Source organism: Aquidulcibacter sp. (assembly GCF_044346625.1).
GTDB lineage: Bacteria > Pseudomonadota > Alphaproteobacteria > Caulobacterales > Aquidulcibacteraceae > Aquidulcibacter.
The window spans coordinates 1-20,113 of sequence record NZ_JBIIYV010000053.1 but is presented as its reverse complement, the minus strand read 5'-3'; the positions used below and the strand labels follow the sequence as shown (position 1 = coordinate 20,113).

General features: G+C 54.6%; 19 protein-coding genes. 10 read left to right on the top strand and 9 right to left on the bottom strand.

All coding sequences use genetic code 11. The features are described 5' to 3' along the window. Positions 1–590: 590 nt before the first annotated feature. Positions 591–1,820, bottom strand: coding sequence for an acyl-CoA dehydrogenase family protein (locus tag ACIQ20_RS12415; protein ID WP_395780731.1), 1,230 nt, complete (start codon positions 1,818–1,820; stop codon positions 591–593). Then, positions 1,810–3,288 (bottom strand): sulfatase-like hydrolase/transferase, encoded by a 1,479-nt coding sequence (locus ACIQ20_RS12410; RefSeq protein WP_346381590.1) that lies wholly within the window; start codon positions 3,286–3,288, stop codon positions 1,810–1,812. The genes ACIQ20_RS12415 and ACIQ20_RS12410 overlap by 11 nt, the downstream gene beginning before the upstream one ends. Positions 3,289–3,583: 295 nt before the next feature. Between ACIQ20_RS12410 and ACIQ20_RS12405 the strand changes: the two genes are divergently transcribed. From ACIQ20_RS12405 to ACIQ20_RS12390, 4 genes are all read left to right on the top strand, one after another. Then, positions 3,584–4,411, top strand: coding sequence for a formylglycine-generating enzyme family protein (locus tag ACIQ20_RS12405; protein ID WP_346381591.1), 828 nt, complete (start codon positions 3,584–3,586; stop codon positions 4,409–4,411). Positions 4,412–4,432: 21 nt separating this feature from the next. Continuing rightward, positions 4,433–6,046 carry a sulfatase gene (locus ACIQ20_RS12400; RefSeq protein ID WP_395780728.1) on the top strand — a complete coding sequence of 538 codons (1,614 nt, stop codon included), beginning with the start codon at positions 4,433–4,435 and terminating at the stop codon, positions 6,044–6,046. Positions 6,047–6,055: 9 nt separating this feature from the next. Continuing rightward, positions 6,056–6,952: an alpha/beta hydrolase gene (locus tag ACIQ20_RS12395; RefSeq protein ID WP_346381593.1), complete on the top strand. Its 897-nt coding sequence runs from the start codon at positions 6,056–6,058 to the stop codon at positions 6,950–6,952. Between the two features lie 778 nt (positions 6,953–7,730). Continuing rightward, positions 7,731–8,117 carry an MFS transporter gene (locus tag ACIQ20_RS12390; protein ID WP_346381594.1) on the top strand — a complete coding sequence of 129 codons (387 nt, stop codon included), beginning with the start codon at positions 7,731–7,733 and terminating at the stop codon, positions 8,115–8,117. Position 8,118: 1 nt separating this feature from the next. Here the strand turns inward: ACIQ20_RS12390 and ACIQ20_RS12385 are convergent, their stop codons facing one another. Next, positions 8,119–8,904, bottom strand: coding sequence for a phytanoyl-CoA dioxygenase family protein (locus tag ACIQ20_RS12385; RefSeq protein ID WP_346381595.1), 786 nt, complete (start codon positions 8,902–8,904; stop codon positions 8,119–8,121). A gap of 60 nt (positions 8,905–8,964) precedes the next feature. Here ACIQ20_RS12385 and ACIQ20_RS12380 point away from each other — a divergent pair, with 60 nt between their 5' ends. The 3 genes from ACIQ20_RS12380 to ACIQ20_RS12370 all read left to right on the top strand — a co-directional run bounded on the left by ACIQ20_RS12380 (position 8,965) and on the right by ACIQ20_RS12370 (position 10,860). Beyond that, positions 8,965–9,675 (top strand): TetR/AcrR family transcriptional regulator, encoded by a 711-nt coding sequence (locus tag ACIQ20_RS12380; protein WP_395780725.1) that lies wholly within the window; start codon positions 8,965–8,967, stop codon positions 9,673–9,675. Between the two features lie 391 nt (positions 9,676–10,066). After that, positions 10,067–10,321 carry a helix-turn-helix transcriptional regulator gene (locus tag ACIQ20_RS12375; RefSeq protein ID WP_346381597.1) on the top strand — a complete coding sequence of 85 codons (255 nt, stop codon included), beginning with the start codon at positions 10,067–10,069 and terminating at the stop codon, positions 10,319–10,321. Beyond that, on the top strand, positions 10,318–10,860 hold the full coding sequence (locus ACIQ20_RS12370; RefSeq protein WP_395780722.1) for a HipA N-terminal domain-containing protein: 543 nt from the start codon (positions 10,318–10,320) through the stop codon (positions 10,858–10,860). The genes ACIQ20_RS12375 and ACIQ20_RS12370 overlap by 4 nt, the downstream gene beginning before the upstream one ends. A gap of 108 nt (positions 10,861–10,968) precedes the next feature. Here ACIQ20_RS12370 and ACIQ20_RS12365 read toward each other — a convergent pair whose 3' ends face one another. Continuing rightward, the gene (locus tag ACIQ20_RS12365; RefSeq protein WP_395780720.1) at positions 10,969–11,886 is read right to left on the bottom strand and encodes a cupin domain-containing protein; all 918 of its coding nucleotides are present in this window, start codon (positions 11,884–11,886) and stop codon (positions 10,969–10,971) included. 91 nt (positions 11,887–11,977) lie between these two features. Here ACIQ20_RS12365 and ACIQ20_RS12360 point away from each other — a divergent pair, with 91 nt between their 5' ends. Both ACIQ20_RS12360 and ACIQ20_RS12355 read left to right on the top strand, forming a co-directional pair. Beyond that, positions 11,978–12,679 (top strand): hypothetical protein, encoded by a 702-nt coding sequence (locus ACIQ20_RS12360; protein WP_346381600.1) that lies wholly within the window; start codon positions 11,978–11,980, stop codon positions 12,677–12,679. Continuing rightward, entirely contained in the window at positions 12,679–13,332 is a 654-nt protein-coding gene (locus ACIQ20_RS12355) for an NAD(P)-dependent oxidoreductase (protein ID WP_395780735.1), read from the top strand. The genes ACIQ20_RS12360 and ACIQ20_RS12355 overlap by 1 nt, the downstream gene beginning before the upstream one ends. A gap of 817 nt (positions 13,333–14,149) precedes the next feature. Here ACIQ20_RS12355 and ACIQ20_RS12350 read toward each other — a convergent pair. Continuing rightward, on the bottom strand, positions 14,150–14,323 hold the full coding sequence (locus ACIQ20_RS12350; protein ID WP_395780717.1) for a hypothetical protein: 174 nt from the start codon (positions 14,321–14,323) through the stop codon (positions 14,150–14,152). 116 nt (positions 14,324–14,439) lie between these two features. Continuing rightward, a complete protein-coding gene (locus tag ACIQ20_RS12345; protein WP_395780715.1) occupies positions 14,440–14,760 on the bottom strand; it encodes a hypothetical protein in 321 nt (106 codons plus the stop codon). Positions 14,761–14,979: 219 nt separating this feature from the next. On the opposite strand from ACIQ20_RS12345, the gene ACIQ20_RS12340 reads away from it, so the two are divergent. Beyond that, the gene (locus ACIQ20_RS12340) at positions 14,980–16,812 is read left to right on the top strand and encodes a serine hydrolase (RefSeq protein ID WP_395780713.1); all 1,833 of its coding nucleotides are present in this window, start codon (positions 14,980–14,982) and stop codon (positions 16,810–16,812) included. A 403-nt stretch (positions 16,813–17,215) separates the two neighbouring features. Here the strand turns inward: ACIQ20_RS12340 and ACIQ20_RS12335 are convergent, their stop codons facing one another. The 3 genes from ACIQ20_RS12335 to ACIQ20_RS12325 form a co-directional block, all read right to left on the bottom strand. Continuing rightward, positions 17,216–17,389, bottom strand: coding sequence for a hypothetical protein (locus tag ACIQ20_RS12335; protein WP_395780711.1), 174 nt, complete (start codon positions 17,387–17,389; stop codon positions 17,216–17,218). Positions 17,390–17,435: 46 nt separating this feature from the next. Next, complete coding sequence (locus ACIQ20_RS12330; protein ID WP_395780733.1) at positions 17,436–18,608, bottom strand: DUF1254 domain-containing protein; 1,173 nt, start codon at positions 18,606–18,608, stop codon at positions 17,436–17,438. 221 nt (positions 18,609–18,829) lie between these two features. Further along, positions 18,830–19,564, bottom strand: a complete 735-nt coding sequence (locus ACIQ20_RS12325; RefSeq protein WP_346381601.1) for a GntR family transcriptional regulator — start codon at positions 19,562–19,564, stop codon at positions 18,830–18,832. Between the last annotated feature and the right edge of the window lie 549 nt (positions 19,565–20,113).

Sequence of the window (20,113 nt, the reverse complement as noted above, 5' to 3'; positions counted from 1 at the left end):
GCTACCATGATCCCACGCAGCCCACTCAGGGCCACATAGACACCACAAACCACCATCCAGCCAAAAAGCTGCCTCTCAAAGGCAGATTATCCTAAATGCGCCGAAATCGGATTGTTCACATGCGACTCGCTACAAGTGTAGAATTTGGGATCAGATAAACTTCATCGCGCCGCAGGCGGTGCTTTATTATGATCGACCGGTTTAGTAGGTCGTTGGTAAACAGCGGTGCCTTTTTGTATGACAGATCGTCAGCGTAGCGCTTCCCGACTTGAAGCAAATTGAGCACCCGACTGGTTGACGCGGTAGCCGCGAGAGCAGTTAAGTTTCGTATCCCCGCCATGGGCCAGCCTACTCAACAAGCGGTCAATTAAAAATTTCAATGTTCTGGCAGCACAACTGGGCCGTGGAGTAACAATCGGTTTGGACAGTCATCATGTTGCTAAACCTCAGTTTTGTTAGTCAGAGTTGCTTTAGATACATTACGGCAAGGCCCGTGAAGTGATGTGCCGCAAAACGACATTCACTTGGTACCGATAGACTCTTGGGAATCGCACGATGTGACGTCAAAGACATTGGGCTAAACAGGAAAGCTATCTGCAGTGAGCTTTTAGCTCTAACCGAGCCACAGTCTCTGCATGGACCTCATCAGGTCCATCGGCAATTCGGAGAATTCGGGCACCTGTAAAGGCGTAACCGAGGAAGTGATCGTCGCACAAGCCGGCACCGCCGAACACTTGGATTGCTCGGTCAATGACAGTCTGGGCCATTTGGGGTACTGCGAGTTTGATCATTGCAATATCTTTGCGTGCACCCTTGGTCCCAAGCTCATCAATACGCAACGCTGCCTGCAATACTAGCAGCCTTGCTTGCTCGATCTCGATGCGCGATTGCGCTATCCAGCGTCGCACGACACCATGATCACTAATTGGGCGGTCGAAAGCGCGTCTAGCTAAAGCCCGGGCGCACATCGCTTCAAGGGCTCTTGAGGCAAGTCCAATCAGTCGCATACAATGGTGAATCCGCCCAGGTCCAAGTCGGCCTTGAGAAATCTCGAACCCGCGGCCCTCCCCGAGCAGCATGTTGTCGACTGGCACCTTCACATCGTCAAAAATCAGTTCTGCATGTCCGTGGGACGGCTCGTCAAAGCCCAGTGTTCTGAGGGGGCGGACAATCTTGACGCCAGGCGCACTTAGGGGAACGAGGATCATGGACTGCTGAAGATGCTTTGGTGCCCACGAGTCGGATTTGCCCATCACGATCGCAACCTCGCATCGTGGGTTCAAAGCGCCGGTGATCCACCACTTCCGCCCCCTGATCACATAATTGTCGCCTTCGCGTCTAATCTCAGTCTCTATGTTTGTTGCATCCGAAGAAGCGACTTGTGGCTCGGTCATAGCAAAGCAGGACCTGATCTTCCCGTCGGCGAGCGGACTGAGCCAGCGTTCCTTCTGGGCTTGCGACCCATATCGTTCAAGAACCTCCATGTTACCGGTGTCCGGAGCGTTACAGTTGAAAACCTCGCTTGCCCATACAATCCTACCCATCTCCTCGGCAATCGGCGCATAATCAAGATTGCTTAGAGGTGGTCCTGGGTTAAGTTCCGACAAGAACAAATTCCAAAGCCCCTGTTTCCGAGCTTCAGTCTTTAGCTCGTCAAGGACCGGCGGTGTAAGCCAGGGATTGGGGGCCTCCTTGACCTGTTGGTCAAATGTGGCCTCGGAAGGTATTACGTGATCGCGCATGAAGGTTTTGACTTTGGCGAGTACCTGAATCCCATGACTTGAGAATGGAAACAAACTAGTCGCTTGATCATTGTTCATGAAAAGAAATCCTCCCACACTGAAACACTTGAACCACCTGATTTGATGGCCATGCCGGTTGCCTCATAGATTTTGCCCAGTCGTTGTAGCGCCTTTGTAAGTCGGCAACTTCAGAACGCCTCTCAAAGGTGAGGCTTTTCCTTTCGCGAGGATCTGAAGACAAATCAAACAGCCAAGGAAAGGCACCTTGGCGCGTATTGGACAAGAGCTTTAGATCACCTGAGAGCACAGCGTATTCCGCCCCGGTGCGCCAGAACAGCGTTTCGTGAACCGTCTCCGATTGCCGATCCGGTGTCATAAGTGGGGTTAGGTCTCTTCCGTCAAAGCGGGTTGCCGCATCAACTTTTGCGGCTGCCAATATGGTAGGAGCGAGATCAAGTTGGGAAACATTGCGGCTATCGACCCGCCCGCTTGGCCATTTTCGCGGCCAACTAATGATAAGGGGAATCCGCGCGCCGCCTTCGAAATAGCTCAGTTTGCCACCGGCCAATGTTTCGCAATCCGAAACACCCATATAGGTTGCAGCTCCATTATCAGCGGTGAAAATGATGAGTGTATCCTCTCCCGCACCTGAAGCTTCCACGGCGTCAAGCACCGCTCCTACGCTGCGATCGAGTGAGGAAATCATGGCTGCATAGGTACGTTGTAGCGGGTCCTTTAAATTGGTGAAGTTGGCGACATCTGCCTCGAGTGCCTGATAGGGTGTGTGGGGTGCCAAGTGAGCGAGGTACAGAAAGTACGGGGATTGTCCTGAGGAACGTATGAATTCCACCGCCTTCCGGGTCAGCAGATCCGTCAAATAGCTCTGATCATCGTTTTCAATTTTAGGCGGGGTATTGTCGCCGGCCAAGTCAGACATGAGTTTGATCCACTCTGCACTCCGGGTGAAGCTACGCTTACCTACATAAGGTGCCGCAACACTTATAAGGCCAGGCGTTTTCTCTTCAGCGTAAGCCGTTTCACCAGCAAGAAAGCCAAAGAATTGGTCAAATCCTCGAGTTGTTGGCAGGCGGTCGTTTGTTGAGCCCAAATGCCACTTGCCGAGCATAGCGGTCCGATAACCTCCGACCTTAAGGTCACTAACGAAGACTCTCTGGTTCTCTGCCAATCCTTGGCCTCCACCGTCAGGTCCTTCCGGTGTCAGAAACTCAAATCCGTACCGCTGCTGGTATTGGCCAGTCATTAATGCAGCCCGAGACGGGCTACAAACCGATGCCGTAGAATAGCCTCTCCTGAATGTGACTCCCCGCTTCGCCAGACGGTCCAAGTTAGGGGTTGGAACACTTATAGGCGTTTTACCATAAGTTGATAAATCTAGCAGAGAAAGATCATCTGCAACTATAAGTATTATGTTCGGCTTGCGCGCCTGCTCTGTTCCCAGACTGGAAGCACCAGAGGCACTGTGAGTCGCGCACCCGACCAACAGCAGAATGGAACTGAGCGCGACGATGACGAGATTTGTTTTCATGAGTCATCCCAATAAGGATCACTTGCTTGACATAATATGGTGACACATGCAACATAAATTGTCGACACTTTACAGAAATTCACTAGAGAGTCTGAGGTCAGATGGCTTTGTTAACACTTGCAAACCCATGTCACTGGCCTGCCCCAAAGGCGAGTGAGCCAATGGAGAAAAGCTCATGTGCCTTTTGAGGTTGGGAGCTGGCCTTATCTTATCATTGGTGCTTGCAGCCTGCCGTGATGGTCACGAAAAAGTTCAATTCAATCTGAAGGCTCCACCAAGCAAGAAAGATGCGTGCTTGTCGAAAGGACCAGACGAAATCACCGATGATAAGGTCGGCGTGTGGATACCTGCGCAAACCCTAACCGTTGGCTCCGAAGAGCACAGTGCTGAGGAGGGACCCAGAGTAGTCGTCTCGGTTGCAGGCTTTTGGATAGACAGTACCGAAGTAACAAATGCGGATTTCGCCAAGTTTGTAGACGCTACAGGTTACCTTACTGTCGCCGAGCGAGATGGAGCGGGAGGAGGCGTCTTTGAGGGTGCCTGGCACCTTGAAGAGACCGCGAGTTGGAGACAACCATTTGGGCATCATAGGGAAGATGCACGCCCAGACTTCCCTGTCGTTCAAATAGCATACGAAGACGCTCTGGCCTATGCACGCTGGTTGGGGCGCGATCTACCGACCGAGATTGAATGGGAGGCAGCGGCACGCGGCGGCATACAAAATGCGATTTACACCTGGGGCAACGAAGCCAGAGGGGCCGACGGCAAACCTCAGACAAACCACTGGCAAGGGATCTTTCCAATTGTTGATACCGGCGACGATGGCTTCGAAGGCCTAGCACCGGTGGCCTGCTTTCCTGCGAACGGCTACGGCCTTTATGACATGGCGGGCAATGTCTGGGAATGGACGCAAGATCCATGGAGCGACAGGCGGCAGACTGTAACAGTAGCGGCAGCGGCAACACGCGAAGATGCGGCACGTGTGATCAAGGGTGGGTCATGGCTGTGTGCCGACAATTTCTGTCATCGTTATCGACCCGCCTCGCGGCAGCCCGGAGACCCTTCGATTGGAACCATCCACATCGGATTCAGGACTGTTCTAAGACCAAGGAATTCCTCATAACCTAAAACTGGATGATAGCTCATGAACTTCAAGTATAGCTCAGCCCAATGGTACCACTCAAAGAAGGCATCGCGCGATAAGACGACGTTTAAATCCTTAGGCGTGTTTATGAGCATTGCATGCACATTCGGGTTCACCTTGCCCTTGTCCGCTTGTCAGTCTCAAAAGACCGGCGATGAGTTGGTAAACACTGTTTCAGCACTCACGGCAGCCAAGCCAAATTCTCGCGGCAGACCCAATATCATCGTCATCATCGCAGATGACCTGGGCTACGGCGACATCGGAGCCAATGGGGGGCGCATCCCGACTCCCAACATTGATGCTCTGGCAGCATCAGGTGTCCGGATGACGCATGGCTACGCCACGGCCGCAGTTTGCGCACCTTCACGAGCTGGATTGATGGTCGGGCGTCAGCAAACCCGATTTGGCTTTGAATTTAATCCAGCCGGTCGCGATACGCAGCGAGGCATGTCTGTACAAGAAACCACCATTGCCCAAACACTAAAATCAGCTGGTTACCGCACTGGAATTGTCGGCAAGTGGCACTTGGGCCAGGCGGAAGGCTTTACCCCGCTCGACAGGGGCTTTGATAGTTTTTATGGAATTCTCGGTGGTGCAACGCCTTATATGACAGCGATTGGGCCAAACGACCTCCATGTTGAGACGGCTGAAGACAAACTCATTACGCGGGATCGCTTGCCTATTTTTGACGGTCGCACTCGAGTAGAGCCAACGGCGTATGTCACGGATCTCTTTACTGACAAGGCAATTGAATTTGCGGGCAAAGAACCCGAGAAGCCATTTTTCCTTTATTTGGCCTATACCGCTCCGCACACCCCACTTCAGGCACCGGCAAAGTATTTGTTGCGCGCAAGCAATCAACCATCTGACTACCATAAAGTCTATACGGCGATGCTTACTGCATTGGATGATGGGATAGGCCGACTGGTCCAACATCTGAAGTCAAGTGGGGCTTATGAGAACACCTTGATCGTTTTTCTGAGTGACAATGGCTGCCCGAGCTATATTGGGGGCGCTTGCTCTAACGCGCCACTTCAAAGCTGGAAGGGATACCCATGGGACGGCGGCACTAGGGTGCCCTTTATTGTCTCTTGGCCACAAACATTAGCGCCGGGGGTGTACACCAATCCTGTTAGCGCCCTGGATATAGCCGTCACTACGTCAACTGCCGCCGGGGTTACACACCCAGGTGCTGAGGGACTTGACTTGGTTAGCCTCGTTCAAGATCAGTCACCTCAGTCAAATCGGGCTCTATTCTGGCGTATGGGACCTACTCGGATCGTCCGCGAGGGACGATGGAAGCTGATTGTTGTGAATCGTGCGGCACCAGGTGGAGCGGCAACGACCGAGCGTAGGGTCGATGACCTCGCCCGCTCGATGAGGCCTGATGGAATCCCGGCCACCGTCTCTGCTCTAGGTCAGTGGACGCTTCTATACGATCTGCAGACGGATCCCGGCGAAAAGTTCAATCTTGCCGAACAGCATCCAGAAAAGGTCAAGGACCTTCTGAAAAAGTGGGATGCTTGGAACGAAAAGAATGTGGAGCCACAATGGACAAGTCGACGTGGCGTTGCTGCCGAGGTCGAGAACATGTGGGTAGAAATGTTTAACTAGGTTACGCTGATGTTCAAAAAACTGCTTTCACGCCGAAGTGCACTTGGTGGCCTATTTGTGGTCGGAGCTTGCAAAAGCATCGGATCCGAAATTCCGAAAGAGCGGAGCCTAGTCAAGGGACGCAATGGCGATATCGAGGTTCTCTCGGTTGGCATAAAGTATGCTCCATCAATAGTCTTGCTTCCTTCACTTGGTCGCGGAGCAAGTGACTTTGGATTGCTGGCGGATGCGATTGCTCGCGCTGGCTTTCAGGCTGTGTGCCCGGAACCTAGAGGGTTTGGGAAATCCGAACCCTATCGCGCAGAAGTGACGCTCAGCGACCTAGCCGACGATGTTATCGATGTAATCGAAAGTAGACCACGCCGGGGTCCAGTCATTGTTCTTGGTCATGCATTCGGCAATCGGGTAGCGCGAATGACTGCGGCCTTGCGGCCAGATCTGGTGGAAGCTGTCATCCTTCTGGCAGCTGGCGGCAAGGTCGCGATGGCCCCGGATATAGAACAATCGCTCTTGGCTTCTTTTGATCTTTCGTTACCTGATGCGGAACGTATGAATCATGTTTCCCGCGCATTTTTCGCGCCCGGCAACGAGCCAACTGCTTGGCGGTATGGCTGGCGCCGTGACGTGGCCGAGGCTCAAATAAATGCCACCCAGCGCACCCCTGTGGATAAATGGTGGAACGCAGGACGCGCATCAATCTTGGTAGTACAGCCGCTGCAGGATGTTTTGGCCCCTCCTGAAAACATTGACGCATTGAGAGCAGCTGCACCAGGGCGCATTCAAGTTATCCAGATTGACCGCGCAGGCCATGCACTGTTGCCCGAGCAGCCCGATGCTGTTGCGCAGGCGGTTATTGAGTTCGCGAAATATCTACAGGCCCAAAAGCAAAGCAAATTTCAGCATTGATATATGATCAAAAATTAAATCCAAGGACGCCCAACGCCATTTCATGCACTTGCAAATCTGAGGGTTTAAATGCCTGCGCTTCCTGGCCACTTGGGAAGCGGTCGAGCATGCCGGACCTAGCCAGTATGATCACGATTATCTTGAAGCCGTGGTGCGTTTGGCGGTCACTTACGGTTTTCATGTCTTGATCAGTTTCCATCAGTATATGTGGGCCCGGATGAGCGTTGGCACCGCGGCTCTGGGCTGGACATTCGACAAGATGGGGTTGGACTTCACGACATTCCACGATGCCGACGCCGCGCGCGCCCTGGAGATAAGTATGACTATCAGTGCGGCGGGCACCATGAGGGCCGGTAACCGACCAGGAGCCCGACTCAAAACAACATGATGCCCGCAGATGCGATCATGTGAACCTTTTTTCGGTTAGCAATTTCTTGACCCCTACATTTCTGATTTGGGACGAAACGGCCCAGGATTAGCGGCAGTCGGTGCCAGGCGGCAGGTGGGGCTGCGGGTGGCCGATTTGGCCGATATGATCTGCTTTGACAGTCTGAATGAGCCCGGCACCGACTGGAAAGGTGAGCCCAAATAACCCGATAGATCCTCGACGGTGTCTAAGGGTGCCTTATGGTCGCCAAGGGATGGATTCGTAAAGGCAGATGTGGACCATCGTGTCGCGTCGGCAAGCGTATGGTGCGGATGGCGGCGGGGCTGATTAGTAGCACCCCGTTGCTGACGTTGGCCTTGTTTCCCTACGCCCCAGTTATCAAGCGCGCTGGTGCTTGTTGCTCGCAGCCGGGTCGGTGCCGCAGCCTTCGCGCTTTCTTTCCGGTCGATGCTGCCTGCCTCCGTCAAATTTGGCGAATGGAAAGCAGGGGTCCGGGCAGAGGATGCAACCTACGGCCTGATCATTCTGGCGCAAATAGTTGCGCTCGGTATCGGCGTTGGCCTATTGGGCGCTTTACTCGATTTGGTGGGCTATCGGGCAATTGTCATGCAGAACCCCGCGACGCTTAAGATGCTACAGGCCCTGTTGACACTGCCTACCGCCCTCTATGGGCAGAGCTCGATTGGCTGCGTCGCCATTTATCCGCTAGACGCCCGAACGCGTGCGCGATTAGTCCGCTTCATCGCCCAGCGCGCTCGGCACATGCATCCGCTTTGATTTACAGGAGAAACTGTCGCCCCGGATCATTCTGCAAGACCGGCTCATCCTGGCCGGCAGGATAGGCGAGCGCACCGTCTGGCGCATACTGGAGAACATAGCTTTTGCGAACTCCTGCGGTCAGATTGGGACCGGTCCGGTGAGGTGTGAGAGACGAGAAAACCACTATATCACCCTTTTGCGCTGGCACACATATTGCGCCCTCGGGATTGTCAAGGCATTGCCAGCCAAGCTCAGTAAGTTCATGGCTGATCGTCCCTAGCCGGTGCAGGCCAGGTACGACCCACGGACAGCCATTGTCCTCTGTGGCATCGTTCAGCGCGACCCAGCAAGTAAGATACTGCTGTGGCTCGGTAAAGGCATAACCATTGTCCTGATGCCAAGGGAATTCATCAGAATTGCCTGGCTTCTTATAAACAGCCTGGTCCCAATAGAGACGTGATCGCGGGCCTATAATGTCCTGGCAAAGTTTCTGGAACACTAAGTGCCGACTGAAGGCCTTAAGCGTATCGGACTTCTCGACGAGATGGACAGTGAAGGTGATTGCACCGGCCTTCGCAATCATCAGCCGTCCATTGGGCTGTTCGCGCAACCAAACCTCTATCTGATGTTCGAATGGCTCGATCGCATCTGCGACGGCGTCAACCTCTTCAGGGCTGAAGGCACCTTTGAGCAGGAAAAACCCCAGTTGATCATACTGTAGGGCTTGCTCTGCTGTGAGGATGGCATAAGGCGGCAAGGTGGGTCGCCAGATGAACTGCTTGTTGCGCGGATGTAAATCGACCATAAAGCAGAATCCTTTTTGGATAGGGTGCAGATTTTACTATCCAAGTGGATATATAAATTTATGGATCGTTTCAAGAGGCAGATATTGGCAGACGAGAAGCGCATATACCGAACCGACAAACGCAGGCAGCAAAAGCTGGAAACGCGGATCCGAATCCTAGATGCTGCACTGGATCATTTTTCGAGACGCGGTTTCGAAGCCGCTGCTGTTCGTGATATTGCTGCGGATGCGGGCGTTACGCATGCCGTTATCCGCTTGCATTTCGGGACCAAAGACCAGCTTTGGCGTGAAGCCGTTTCGCAATTGTTCGCCCGGTTCGAGCAGGAGATGGCCGACCCGCCGGAAGAGCCTACGTCGGCCACTCCATCCCTTGCCCAGTTCATCCGGCGCTATGTCCTTTATAGTGCGCGTCATCCTGAACATGCACGCATCATGATGCATGAATCTATGGAGCCTAGCGAGCGACTATCGTGGATGGTCGACACCTATGTCATTCCCGCCCATCGCCGGGTGATGCCGGCACTCGAACGGGCCGTTCAAGGTAGGCGTCTCCCAGCGATGTCCTTGGTTTCGCTGATCTATATCATATCTTCGAGCGGCCAGTCACTGTTTATGCTGGGTGCCGAGGCCAAGCTGATTTATGGGATAGACGTTGCAGCACCAGAAACTATCGACCAGCATGTGGCGGCGGTTCTGGCGCTTTTGCGCATCTCAGACGGGTCAACAGTGGGTGCTGACCGTCAGTCAGAAGGTGCGATCGGCATCGCGTGACGCCCACTGGAAATAGCCACAGCGCTGGCAATTTGGATATCTCCGGACCTCGTACCGTGGGCCGTCGTGCTGGCCTGCCTTGTCACGCTCCTCCTGCTTCCCTTTTTGAACAGATTTGGCCCGCACGGGGGCAGCAGACTTCCATTCGCTCCGGGGCTCGGCCTAGGATTCGGAGTGTGCCCTACAATACAACTTGCGTGTTCCTGATACCGTCACCGATTGCCGGTTGCATTCCTTCATGTCGACAAACCCTGCCGCCGGGCCGGGCTATTTGAAAATGATCAGGTGCGATTTTGTGTACTTTTCCCGGACATTATCACGCACTAATGATGCATATATTGCTTTTTTGGATTAATATCACGCATATATGCTGCAGATTAGGACATCTTCCATGTTGCAGCTTACAGACATTGCCGAACAAATTCGTGAAGCAAGGAAGGCGCGGAAGCTCTCGCAAGCCGCGCTGGCAGAACGCGCCGGCATTAGCCGTGCGCAAATCGAGCGGCTCGAAAACGACAAGCTTGGTGATATGGGGATCGTCCTAATCTTGCGTGTTCTACGCGTCCTGGACCTCGATCTTACGCTTCAAGCATTCAACCATGGTCGCCCGACCCTTGACGATCTCGTAAAGGATAATGAGGGATGATCCAGGTCTGGACCGGGAGCCGTGACTGCCACCTAGCTAGCGGCGTGTTGGACCGTAGTGGTTCAAGTGGGTCTACGTTTGCCTATACGCCGCTAATTGATCAGACCCGAGCGGTCTCACTGACAATGCCCAGTCGGCTACCATCTTGGAATTGGCCCGTTGGCCTTGCTCCTAACTTCGAAATGAATCTGCCCGAGGGTGCTCTACGCGAGAGGCTGCAGCGCCAGTTTGGTAAGGCAACCGGCAGGTTCGATGATCTAGATCTTCTGGCAATCACCGGGCGCGCACAGTTGGGGCGACTGCGTTATTCGCCTTTTGGCGAAGGTCTTGATCAAGCGGCCCCGTCTCAATCCGTTGACGAGATTTTGCCGGCGCGTCGGCAGGATGGTCTCTTTGACTATCTCATGGAGCGATACGCGGCCCAATCGTGGATTGCCGGCGTTCAAGGGCAGTCCAAAGCGAATTTGGCCGTCGCCACCGGCTTTAGAGATGGTGCATTCCTTGCGGAACGCACTCTCGACGGCCAGAAGGCGTTTTGACCAAGTTTTGCGCTTATCCGATGGTAGGAACCGGAGTTTCGCACTTGGTCTAAAGTCTACAATCTCTCTGGTTTGGCCCGTCGATAACCAGGCACCGATTTGTCGGCTCTAATTCTTACTTGCCATGCGATATCGTGTCGGGGGCATGTCTTTGGCTTTAATGAAGGCGCGGGTGAATGAGGGGATAGAAGTATAACCGCAGTCCCGCGCAATGTTTGAGATCGAGCGAGTGCTAGTTCTTAAGTGGTTTGCAGCCCGATCCAGCCTCACCTTGGTCACATAGGCCATTGGCGTCTCACCGATCAGGCGGTGGAATGCCTCGGCAAATGATGATCTGGACATACCCGCTTCCTCAGCAAGTCTATCCAATGACCAAGGATCACCCGGATGTGAATGGATAACGACTAAAGCCCGTCTGAGTTTCGGATCGTTGATGGCCGATAGCCATCCAACCTTATCAGAGCTACGCTCAGCAATGGCTTGGACAGCGGTTACAAACAATATCTCGCTCAGACGACGGAGGACGGCTGATCGACCTAACCTTTCGGCATGATATTCCGCCCTGCAAAGCTCGACCAGCGAGGCTAGCTTCTTGTGGTCGGACGCCGGCAACACTACCAATGGGGCGGCACCGCTGAGAGCAATACCGGGTAGAAAATCCGCTGTTTTAAAGCTGGCTGTAATCAGACAGGTCAGCGCGCCGCTACCCCCATAATCAAGCCGCACCAATTGCCGGTCGCTGCGATCAATATCGGGCAATTCGCGTGCAGGAATAGATCTGACCCCCGCATCTGAACTTAGCGTGTGCGGCGTATCAAGTGGCAGGAAAGCCACATCTCCCGATTCAAGAGACTGCGCCGGGCCGCCATCTGCCAATTCAATCCAACAGCGCCCGTCCAGAATGGCATGAACAGCCGCCAGGCGCCCACCTGGCAGCGCAATGCCCCAAGGCGCGGTCAACCGGCTTTCGCAGAAGAACCACCCTTCGAATTGAATATCGCTTAGAGCCGCTGTTAGTGCATCCATTCTTGGACTCCAGGATAAAAATTTAGGATTAATCGACACCGATCCTACGATAACGTCTCGCCGAGATCAAGATTGGTATCTGGAGATCCGAATGAGAGCCCCTGTAAAGACCCGTCGAACTTTCTTGAATGTAACACTTGCCGCCATGACCTCCATACTCATGCCCGGACGCCTGGTTGCCTCGGAGACACTAGCGCCCACGCCGGAGTTAACTCGTGGGCCGTTTTACCCACCGGCACCAACGGGCCTTCCCCTGCTGCGGGCCCGAGCTTTTGTGCCCCAGCCTTTGACTAACGATCTGACCAAGACGACAGCCCAGCGCCGCGCCCAGGGCCGTCAAATCTATGTCTCCGGCACTGTAACTGATACCGTTGGCAGGCCCTTGATCGGCGCTAGGGTAGAGATCTGGTCAGTGAACGCCAAAAACATCTATCTGGTCGAGGATGGCGGCGCATCTGACCCCGGATTTGCGGGGTTCGGCATGACCGTGACCAACGATGAGGGGCGCTATACGTTCCGGACTATTCGGCCGGAGGGGTATGATCGCTATCTCGGCTTAATCCGTCGTACCGCTCATATTCATTTCTTGGTCCAAGTGAACGGCGCAAGAACATTTTCAACCGAAATGTGGTTTGCCGACGAGCCCCGGAACCGGATCGACAGCTTTTTCAAGCGAGTGACTAACCGGCGGATAAGGGCGCGCATGGCGGTTGAACTTAGGCCAGTCGATGGAATCGATCACGCGCAATTCGATATCGTGCTGGCACCTGAATTTGCAGGGAGGGCCGTTTGATGCAGATCGCAGTTATTGGAGCGACCGGATTGACTGGACAGGAAGTGCTGCATGCCGCCAAGGCTCGAGGCATCGCTGCCACAGCAATTGTTCGGGACAGATGGCGCCTTTCCGCACCCGCTGAGCGCATTATTGAACTACCTGACTTGAGTCAGATCAACGCACTTGAAAGGGCACTTTCGGAAGTCGACTGTGTGATTGTAACGGTTGGCATTACCCGCAAAACTCGCTCGCCCTGGGCACCGCTTGTCTCCCCCCCAGATGTCTGCTCGCAGGTGGTCGGCACTTTAGTGGAGGCACTGAAGGCGCAGGAGGCGCCAAAAAGACTAATCTACATGAGCACATTCGGAGCATCGGAGCAGTGGCGTGAATTACCTTTATGGATTCGTGGTCTGATTTATACTTCAAATGTTTACATCGGCTATCGTGATCACACCGCTGCCGAGCTCAAACTGCGCAATTCAAATCTGGATTGGACAATTGTGCGCCCAACCGCACTGAGCGAAGGAAGGGAAACAGAGTGGATTGAAGCACAATCAGACACAAGCGTAATGAGCAAGATTTCGCGCGTGGCCGTTGCCAGCGCATTGCTCGACATCTACCAAAAGCGTCGATCATCCCAAATTATTTCGATCACGGGGGCTTCAGGTTGACCTGACGTTCGATATTGTTCCACACATTAGGCTCAATTGACCAAGTATCTGGCTTTGAGCGTGATCGATCGAAGATTTTTCTTGAAGCGATCCGCAATAGGCCTAATCGTGTTAGCTATTGCACACCGAGCGACCAGGCGGGCTGGTGAAGAAATTGAACGTCGCTTTAGAATCCAAGCTTATAAGAAGTGATCCAGCCCCTAGGAATCCAGCCCCTAGGAATCCAGCCATGAGTCTGCAGGACATTCGACCGAGTTCAAGAGCAACTATCCTAACAACTGATAAACGTCTGCTTTTGAGAAACCGCCAACCCACCCCAAACGACCACCCTTGGCGCATTTGAGAGCGTTGAACAAGATTCACAATTGATGTTTGGAGAAAGTAGGCGTTGAAAAGTTGGCCTTGAATCTGCGGTTGCGCGTAGGGAACATTTCTTAAAGTTAGCTGCCCGCATTTCTGTCCCAGCCGACCGGCACCCAGGCCAACCCTGACCACTTTTCGTGGCAAACAGCGCGGTCTTTGAAGACTTAAAACACGCTAGCGCACTACGTGTCTTCACGGAATCTCTAGTGGATTTCCGTGTGTTCGGCTTCTGAGTCATCCCGCTGGCTGGTCGGCAGTTCCGGCCGATGTCGCGGGCAAGCAGGATTGATGCCAGTCGACCAGGTTACATCGATGAATCTCGGCCAGAAACAAACTTGACGCCGCTTGGCGGTTGGAGCCCGTGCGGCAAGCGTCTGCGCATTAGGACGCCTGTTGGCTGTTTAAAAACTATGAACTCCATCGAAAGCTCGCACCGCGACGGGACTACAGGATCCTAGCTGCTGGACGGCCGGATCAACGGCGAAGCCTTTTCCAACCGGGTCAAGCGTGAACTAATCGCGAGCATAAAGCCGGGCGACATCGTGAACGTCGACAAGCTCCATAGCCACAAGGGAAAGGCGTAGGAGCGCTGATCAGCACCTTCACCCCAGCCGGATGTGCCAACCATCCCTGAACCTCCAGATGCGCTTCCATTTAAACATGTCTCAATCTGGACCACAAAGGCCCACGGCGGCGCAACCAGCGTTACAGTCGAATCAGGAACAGATTTCATGATTAAAGTGTCTACATTTCAACCTTGATTTGTCGGCTGTTCTGTGCAGAGTTATGAGCGAACCGCAGCATCGACCCGGGGCCAGCCTGCGGGTCGTCGCTACGACGTTTCATGACACGAACTCGGAGGGAAATATGGTCGGAGCTGGCGGGAAAGCGGGTTGGAATTCTTTTCGTCTGAGGACCGTGCCAGGCCTTGTCGCGCTCGCGCTTCTGGTTGCATGCGGCGGTGGCGGTGATGTTTCGAACGGCGGTACAGGCGGGCCCGGTGTCGTCCCATTGCCCCAAATCACCGCTTTCAGCGCCCAGCCAGCGGCCACGATACAAGGCCAAAGTGCGACACTCTCCTGGTCGGTCACGGGCGCTACAGGCCTAAGCCTAAACAACGGGATCGGCGACGTAACCGGCGCGACCAGTCGAACAGTCTCCCCTTCAGCGACCACGACCTATGTGCTGACAGCCAGCAATGCTGCGGGGAGCGTCACCGCATCGACCACCTTAACTGTGACGCCTGCAAGTCAGCCTTATCCAAATGGCTTGAGCGATGCCACAATGAGCGTCGGAGGTGTCCAGCGGGCTTATCGAGTTCACGTCCCCGCCAACCTTTCGGGCCCGCCCAAAGCCATTGTTCTCGTGCTACATGGTGGAGGCGGTGCTGGAACCTCAGTCGCCGACACCGGAGCCCACCCATTGTCGGTTTTTCGCATTGTGGCCGATCGCGAGGGTTTCATTGTTGTATATCCTGGTGGTCTGCCGGCACCCGATGGCGGCCCGGGCTGGAACGATTGTCGAAACGATAATCAGCTTACCAGTTCGGCCGATGATCTTGCATTTCTTAATGCCTTGATTGAGCGCGTGCGCGGTGAATACGGGCTTCCGGCTTCAAAGGTGTTCATGTCCGGCGGCTCCAACGGCGCGCAAATGACTTTGGCATATCTCATCGCCGGCCCGGCAAATGTTGCAGCGGCCGCGACCTCGAATGGCAATCTGCCGCTCAACCCCAAGGCTGGCGCATGCAGCACGCCGACGCCGAGGCGCACCCCTATCCTGATGGCGCACGGATCAGCCGATCCAGCCATGCCGTACGCTGGTGGTTGCGTTGCTAATGCGGGCGGCGGCTGCGCCCGCGGCCGAGTCATCAGCGCCGAAGCGACCCGCGATTTTTGGCTTAGCGCCAATGGCCTTAGCACCGTGAAGCCCCTCACCAGCGTGATCGAGATCGACCCGAATGACGGCGGTGCAGCAACTCGGTTCGCTTACACCGGCGTTGGATCAGTAGAGTGGTGGCGCATGGAAGGCGGCGGGCATCCGGTGTCCAGCCGCCTCGTGCCAATAGCGGAAAATGCACTCAACGGTAAGCAGAACCGAGACGTCGAATTCGCAGAAATCGCCTGGACCTTCTTCAAGGCGCAGCTCGCGGCGGCTCAGCTGCCAAGCGCGGCTGCGATCAATGCGGCGCGCGACTATAGCGCCAGCGTGGGCGGGCAGACACTCCTTGTACTGCATAATGGACAGGTTCTCGATGAGTCCTACGCAAACGGGGGCGCAGTGGATCGCACGCAGTTGCTGGCCAGCGCTACCAAGGGCTTTACCGGTATAATCGGGGCGATTGGCGCCGCCGAGGGTTTGTACGAGCTTGATGAGCCGGTTTCCCAGCGGGCGCTGCCGGAGTGGCGCCAGGATGCCGCAAAGTCGCAGATTACCTATCGCCATCTGCTGACCATGACGAGCGGCCTGGAGGAACTGAACGACCTGTCTGGCTGGCTCAACTACCTGCCTGCTCGGGCAATCAATAAGCCGGGCGAGGTATTCCTCTATAGCGGCGATCCCAACATCTTTGGGCTCGCGCTTGAACGCCGCCTCGGCAGTGAAAGCGTAACCAATTACTTCAATCGCAAGCTGTTTCAGCCGCTGGGAATGACATCCATCCGCTGGGGCACGAATTTCGCTGACGGCCACCCGCAACTGTCCGGCGGTGCCTATGCCACGGCGCGCGACTGGGCGAAGTTTGGCGAATTCGTCCGGCGCACGATCGAGGGAAGCTGGAGCGGACCATCCCTTGTATCGCGCCCCTACTTCGAACAGGTTCTACAGGGCACGGGCCCCCACCCCGCCTATGGTTTCTATTGGTGGTTCAAGGAGCCGGTGCCAAGCAATGTGGCGGCGGTGATCGACGCCAACAACAAGGACCAGTTCACTAGGCAGATCAAACCGATCATCGACGAGCCGCTGGTCCCGGATGACTTCATCATGCTCGCCGGGGCCTATGGACAGCGGCTCTATGTCATCCCCTCGCTCGGCCTGACCGTGGTGCGCAATGGCCCCACCAACGAGAACCGCTTCCAGGACAGGGAGTTCTTGATGCGCCTTCTGGCGCGGTCATAACCTGCTGGCAACGGCGCGCGTGTGGTTGTGCCATGTAACATGGCGCTAGCCGAACCGCTAAAGTCCGTCATGACGCGAGAGGTGCGTGAGGTGTGCGACAGAGCCGGCCTGCCGACACATTTTCTCGTGGATCGCTCATGGATAAAGAATCTCTGGTGGATTTCCGCGCGTTCGGCTTCTGAGTCATCCCGCTGGCTGGTCGGCAGTTCCGGCCGATGTCGCGGGCAAGCGGGATTGATGCCAGTCGACCAGGTTACATCGATGAATCTCGGCCAGAAACAAACTTGACGCCGCTTGGCGGTTGGAGCCCGTGCGGCAAGCGTCTGCGCATTAGGACGCCTATTGGCTGTTTAAAGACTATGAACTCCATCGAAAGCTCGCACCGCGACGGGACTACAGGATCCTAGCTGCTGGACGGCCGGATCAACGGCGAAGCCTTTTCCAACCGGGTCAAGCGTGAACTAATCGCGAGCATAAAGCCGGACGACATCGTGAACGTCGACAAGCTCCATAGCCACAAGGGAAAGGCGTAGGAGCGCTGATCAGCACCTTCACCCCAGCCGGATGTGCCAACCATCCCTGAACCTCCAGGTGCGCTTCCATTTAAACATGTCTCAATCTGGCTAAACCCCTGACACCGCGTTAACTTGGGGCAATAGGTATCGACCGTCTAACATGCTGGGTTGCGGGTTGTAGGCGCGTAAGATCAAAGCAAACCGAGTTCCCGTAGCCGGAAGCCAATTTGACCGCCTATCTTCGCCTGGGTCAGGACCACCGAGCCAAATCGTGAGTGACCCATCTGTCTCGGTACGTAAGCCGGGTGTCCGGTCGCCGATGGCATGTCGTCCGAGGGGGTTTGGTGAGAAGAAGAGACGACCATCATCGAGCGCTTCGTAAAGACTTAGTGACCAGAAAGCCCTTGCAGGTGGTGCAGCACCAGGTTCGAACCTGAGGACAAATGACTTGTCCGAGGGAAAGGTAGCAACGCCATCCTGAGCAACCGCTCGAAAGTATGCCGCCTCACGCAAAGGCAGTGCTCCAAGTCCCCAAACAGAGATTGATGCACGATAAAGATAATCGTTGCCAAAGTCGCCAAGATGCGCCTCTGGATAAATCCAACCGGATATGGGGGTACTCGCTGCTAAACGTTTTGTTATACGAGCTCTGGCGTCTTTTATCCCGTTAACAGCTAACGTTAGGCGGGATTGGGGGGCATTTGCCAGACCCTCAGACGTTAGCTCCGCCCGCTCCCAACGATCTCTAAGTTGATGTTCTCCCGGAAGAGGTGGTGCTTCGGCTTCCAGCAGTCCAACTATTGCTTGCAACTCGCTAAGAGGGTCAGTAGGCGCAGATACAGGATCAGGTGGCGGCAACTGATCTCCCAAGATTCGTAGCCCATCCTGAAATTCGTGGGCAAGTTTAAGGTCGTCAGTGTTCGAGACTAGCGTCCGGACCTGCGCCCACACCCAGGGTGTTGGTGCAATGATCTCGTCGCCTGTCGTGGGCCCGTCAGGTGCGACTAGACGGACACTACCTGATTGCCCGAGCGTTTGCTCTGGCCCAAGAACAACAAAATTGTTGGTGAACATATCCAGGAATGCGACAGAAAAGTAACGGCCAGTCGCATTGGGATAAGTTAGCTCAACCGGGCCTTTTCGCAAATCTAGCCACGCAGAAGAGTAAAGAGTGTCATTATTTGGGGTAGTTACCTTTCGCGACGACGAGTCAGCTAGCTTACGAACATGTCGCCATTGGTTTGCTGCTTTACCTATGGTTCTCTGCCGCGCTCGCGCCATTTCGAGGACTGGCAGACCATAGAGATAAAGATCACCGCACGAAGCATCGAAGGGGCTCAGATCGGCAGTCAATAATGACGAGCACCCGCCAAGATTAGCCAACCCGAGCGCGGACGCATAGCGTAACAACATTCGCCTGTCCGGCAATTGGAGTCCCTTAAATCCTGCATCCCCGTCAGCCAGATAGCTCGCACAGTCAGAACGAGTGTTTTGCAGCTTCATCATGGCTCAGATAGGGTTTTTCTACGTTTGCGCTGGACGAAATCAGTGACTGTCGAAACGTGGCCATGACCAAGGGCGCTTTTACTTAGCTCCATCGCCCGCGCAACACCTTGGGAATGCATTGCTCGCGCATGTAAGAATGCGGCTGATGCATCGCCATTCGCTATCAGCTTGAAGAGCTTTTGGTATCCCTTGAGATCCTTCAGCCGCATATCGCGAGTTGCAATGGCCATGTATCCATAAAGCTCTGCAGCACCAATGCTAAGATCTCTTATTGACTGAGCTAGCCGGCCGGACCCAACAATGACATTCATTTGAGCAACATAACGATATGTTGCGACTTGGAACCTGCGAGGAGTTGTCTCTGGACATCGAGCAATCTCCTCCAATTCCTCTAACTCGCGCCGCAGAGCCATAATACTCGTTGGCGTGGCAGCCTTTGCACATCGCTCCGCAAGAAGCGCGAACAAGACCTCCCGGACGGAGAGCAGATCCTGAACTTCACAATCATCAGGCCTTATGACAAAAGCACCGCGCTGCGGCACGATCTTGACGAGCCCCGATGACTCCAACAATCGCAATGCTTCCCTGAGCGGGCCACGGCTAACTCCAAATCGCTCCGCGAGCTCCACCGTCCCAAGATGTGAACCGGGAAGAGCCTCGCCAGACTGGATCATCCAACGAATCTTGCGCGCCAAAGAAGGTGGACTACGATCATCATCTGTATCGGACATTAATCCAAAATCCCGTTCAGTTGCCGCCCTTTTCACCCTGCCCCGACAGGCTGGCTATCCGACCAAGGCGATCAGTAAATTTGAGTGATCCGCGACGCTAAAACCACCCTCGTAAGAAATGAATAACCTAATATGAAGACATTTTCAATGTAATATGTTGACATATTGCGGCCTGCTGCGGTCATTTCAACAGTGCCATTCACCCAAATGACGACTTCGCACGAGCCCAAGGTCGCTCCAAATGTCAAAAGATAACTTTGCCACTTTGGTTGAGACGATACCCAATCTTTTCCGCTTTGAGATGCGCAAAATACTGGATTAGATACATTTAGGCAGCAAGTGGTGGTGGGGCCAAAACAGACCAACCGTGCTAGATCACGTCCCATTTGGTGGTGTAACACGCGGTGACAGCTAATCCCCCCGCGCAGCGCTCGTCACATAGCTGGCGGAGCGGGGGGATTGGCGGTTGGTCATTGATCATTCTGGTTTAGGATTGGGTTGCGAGACCTAACTTTGACCACGAAGGAACAACCAATGACCAATCCCATG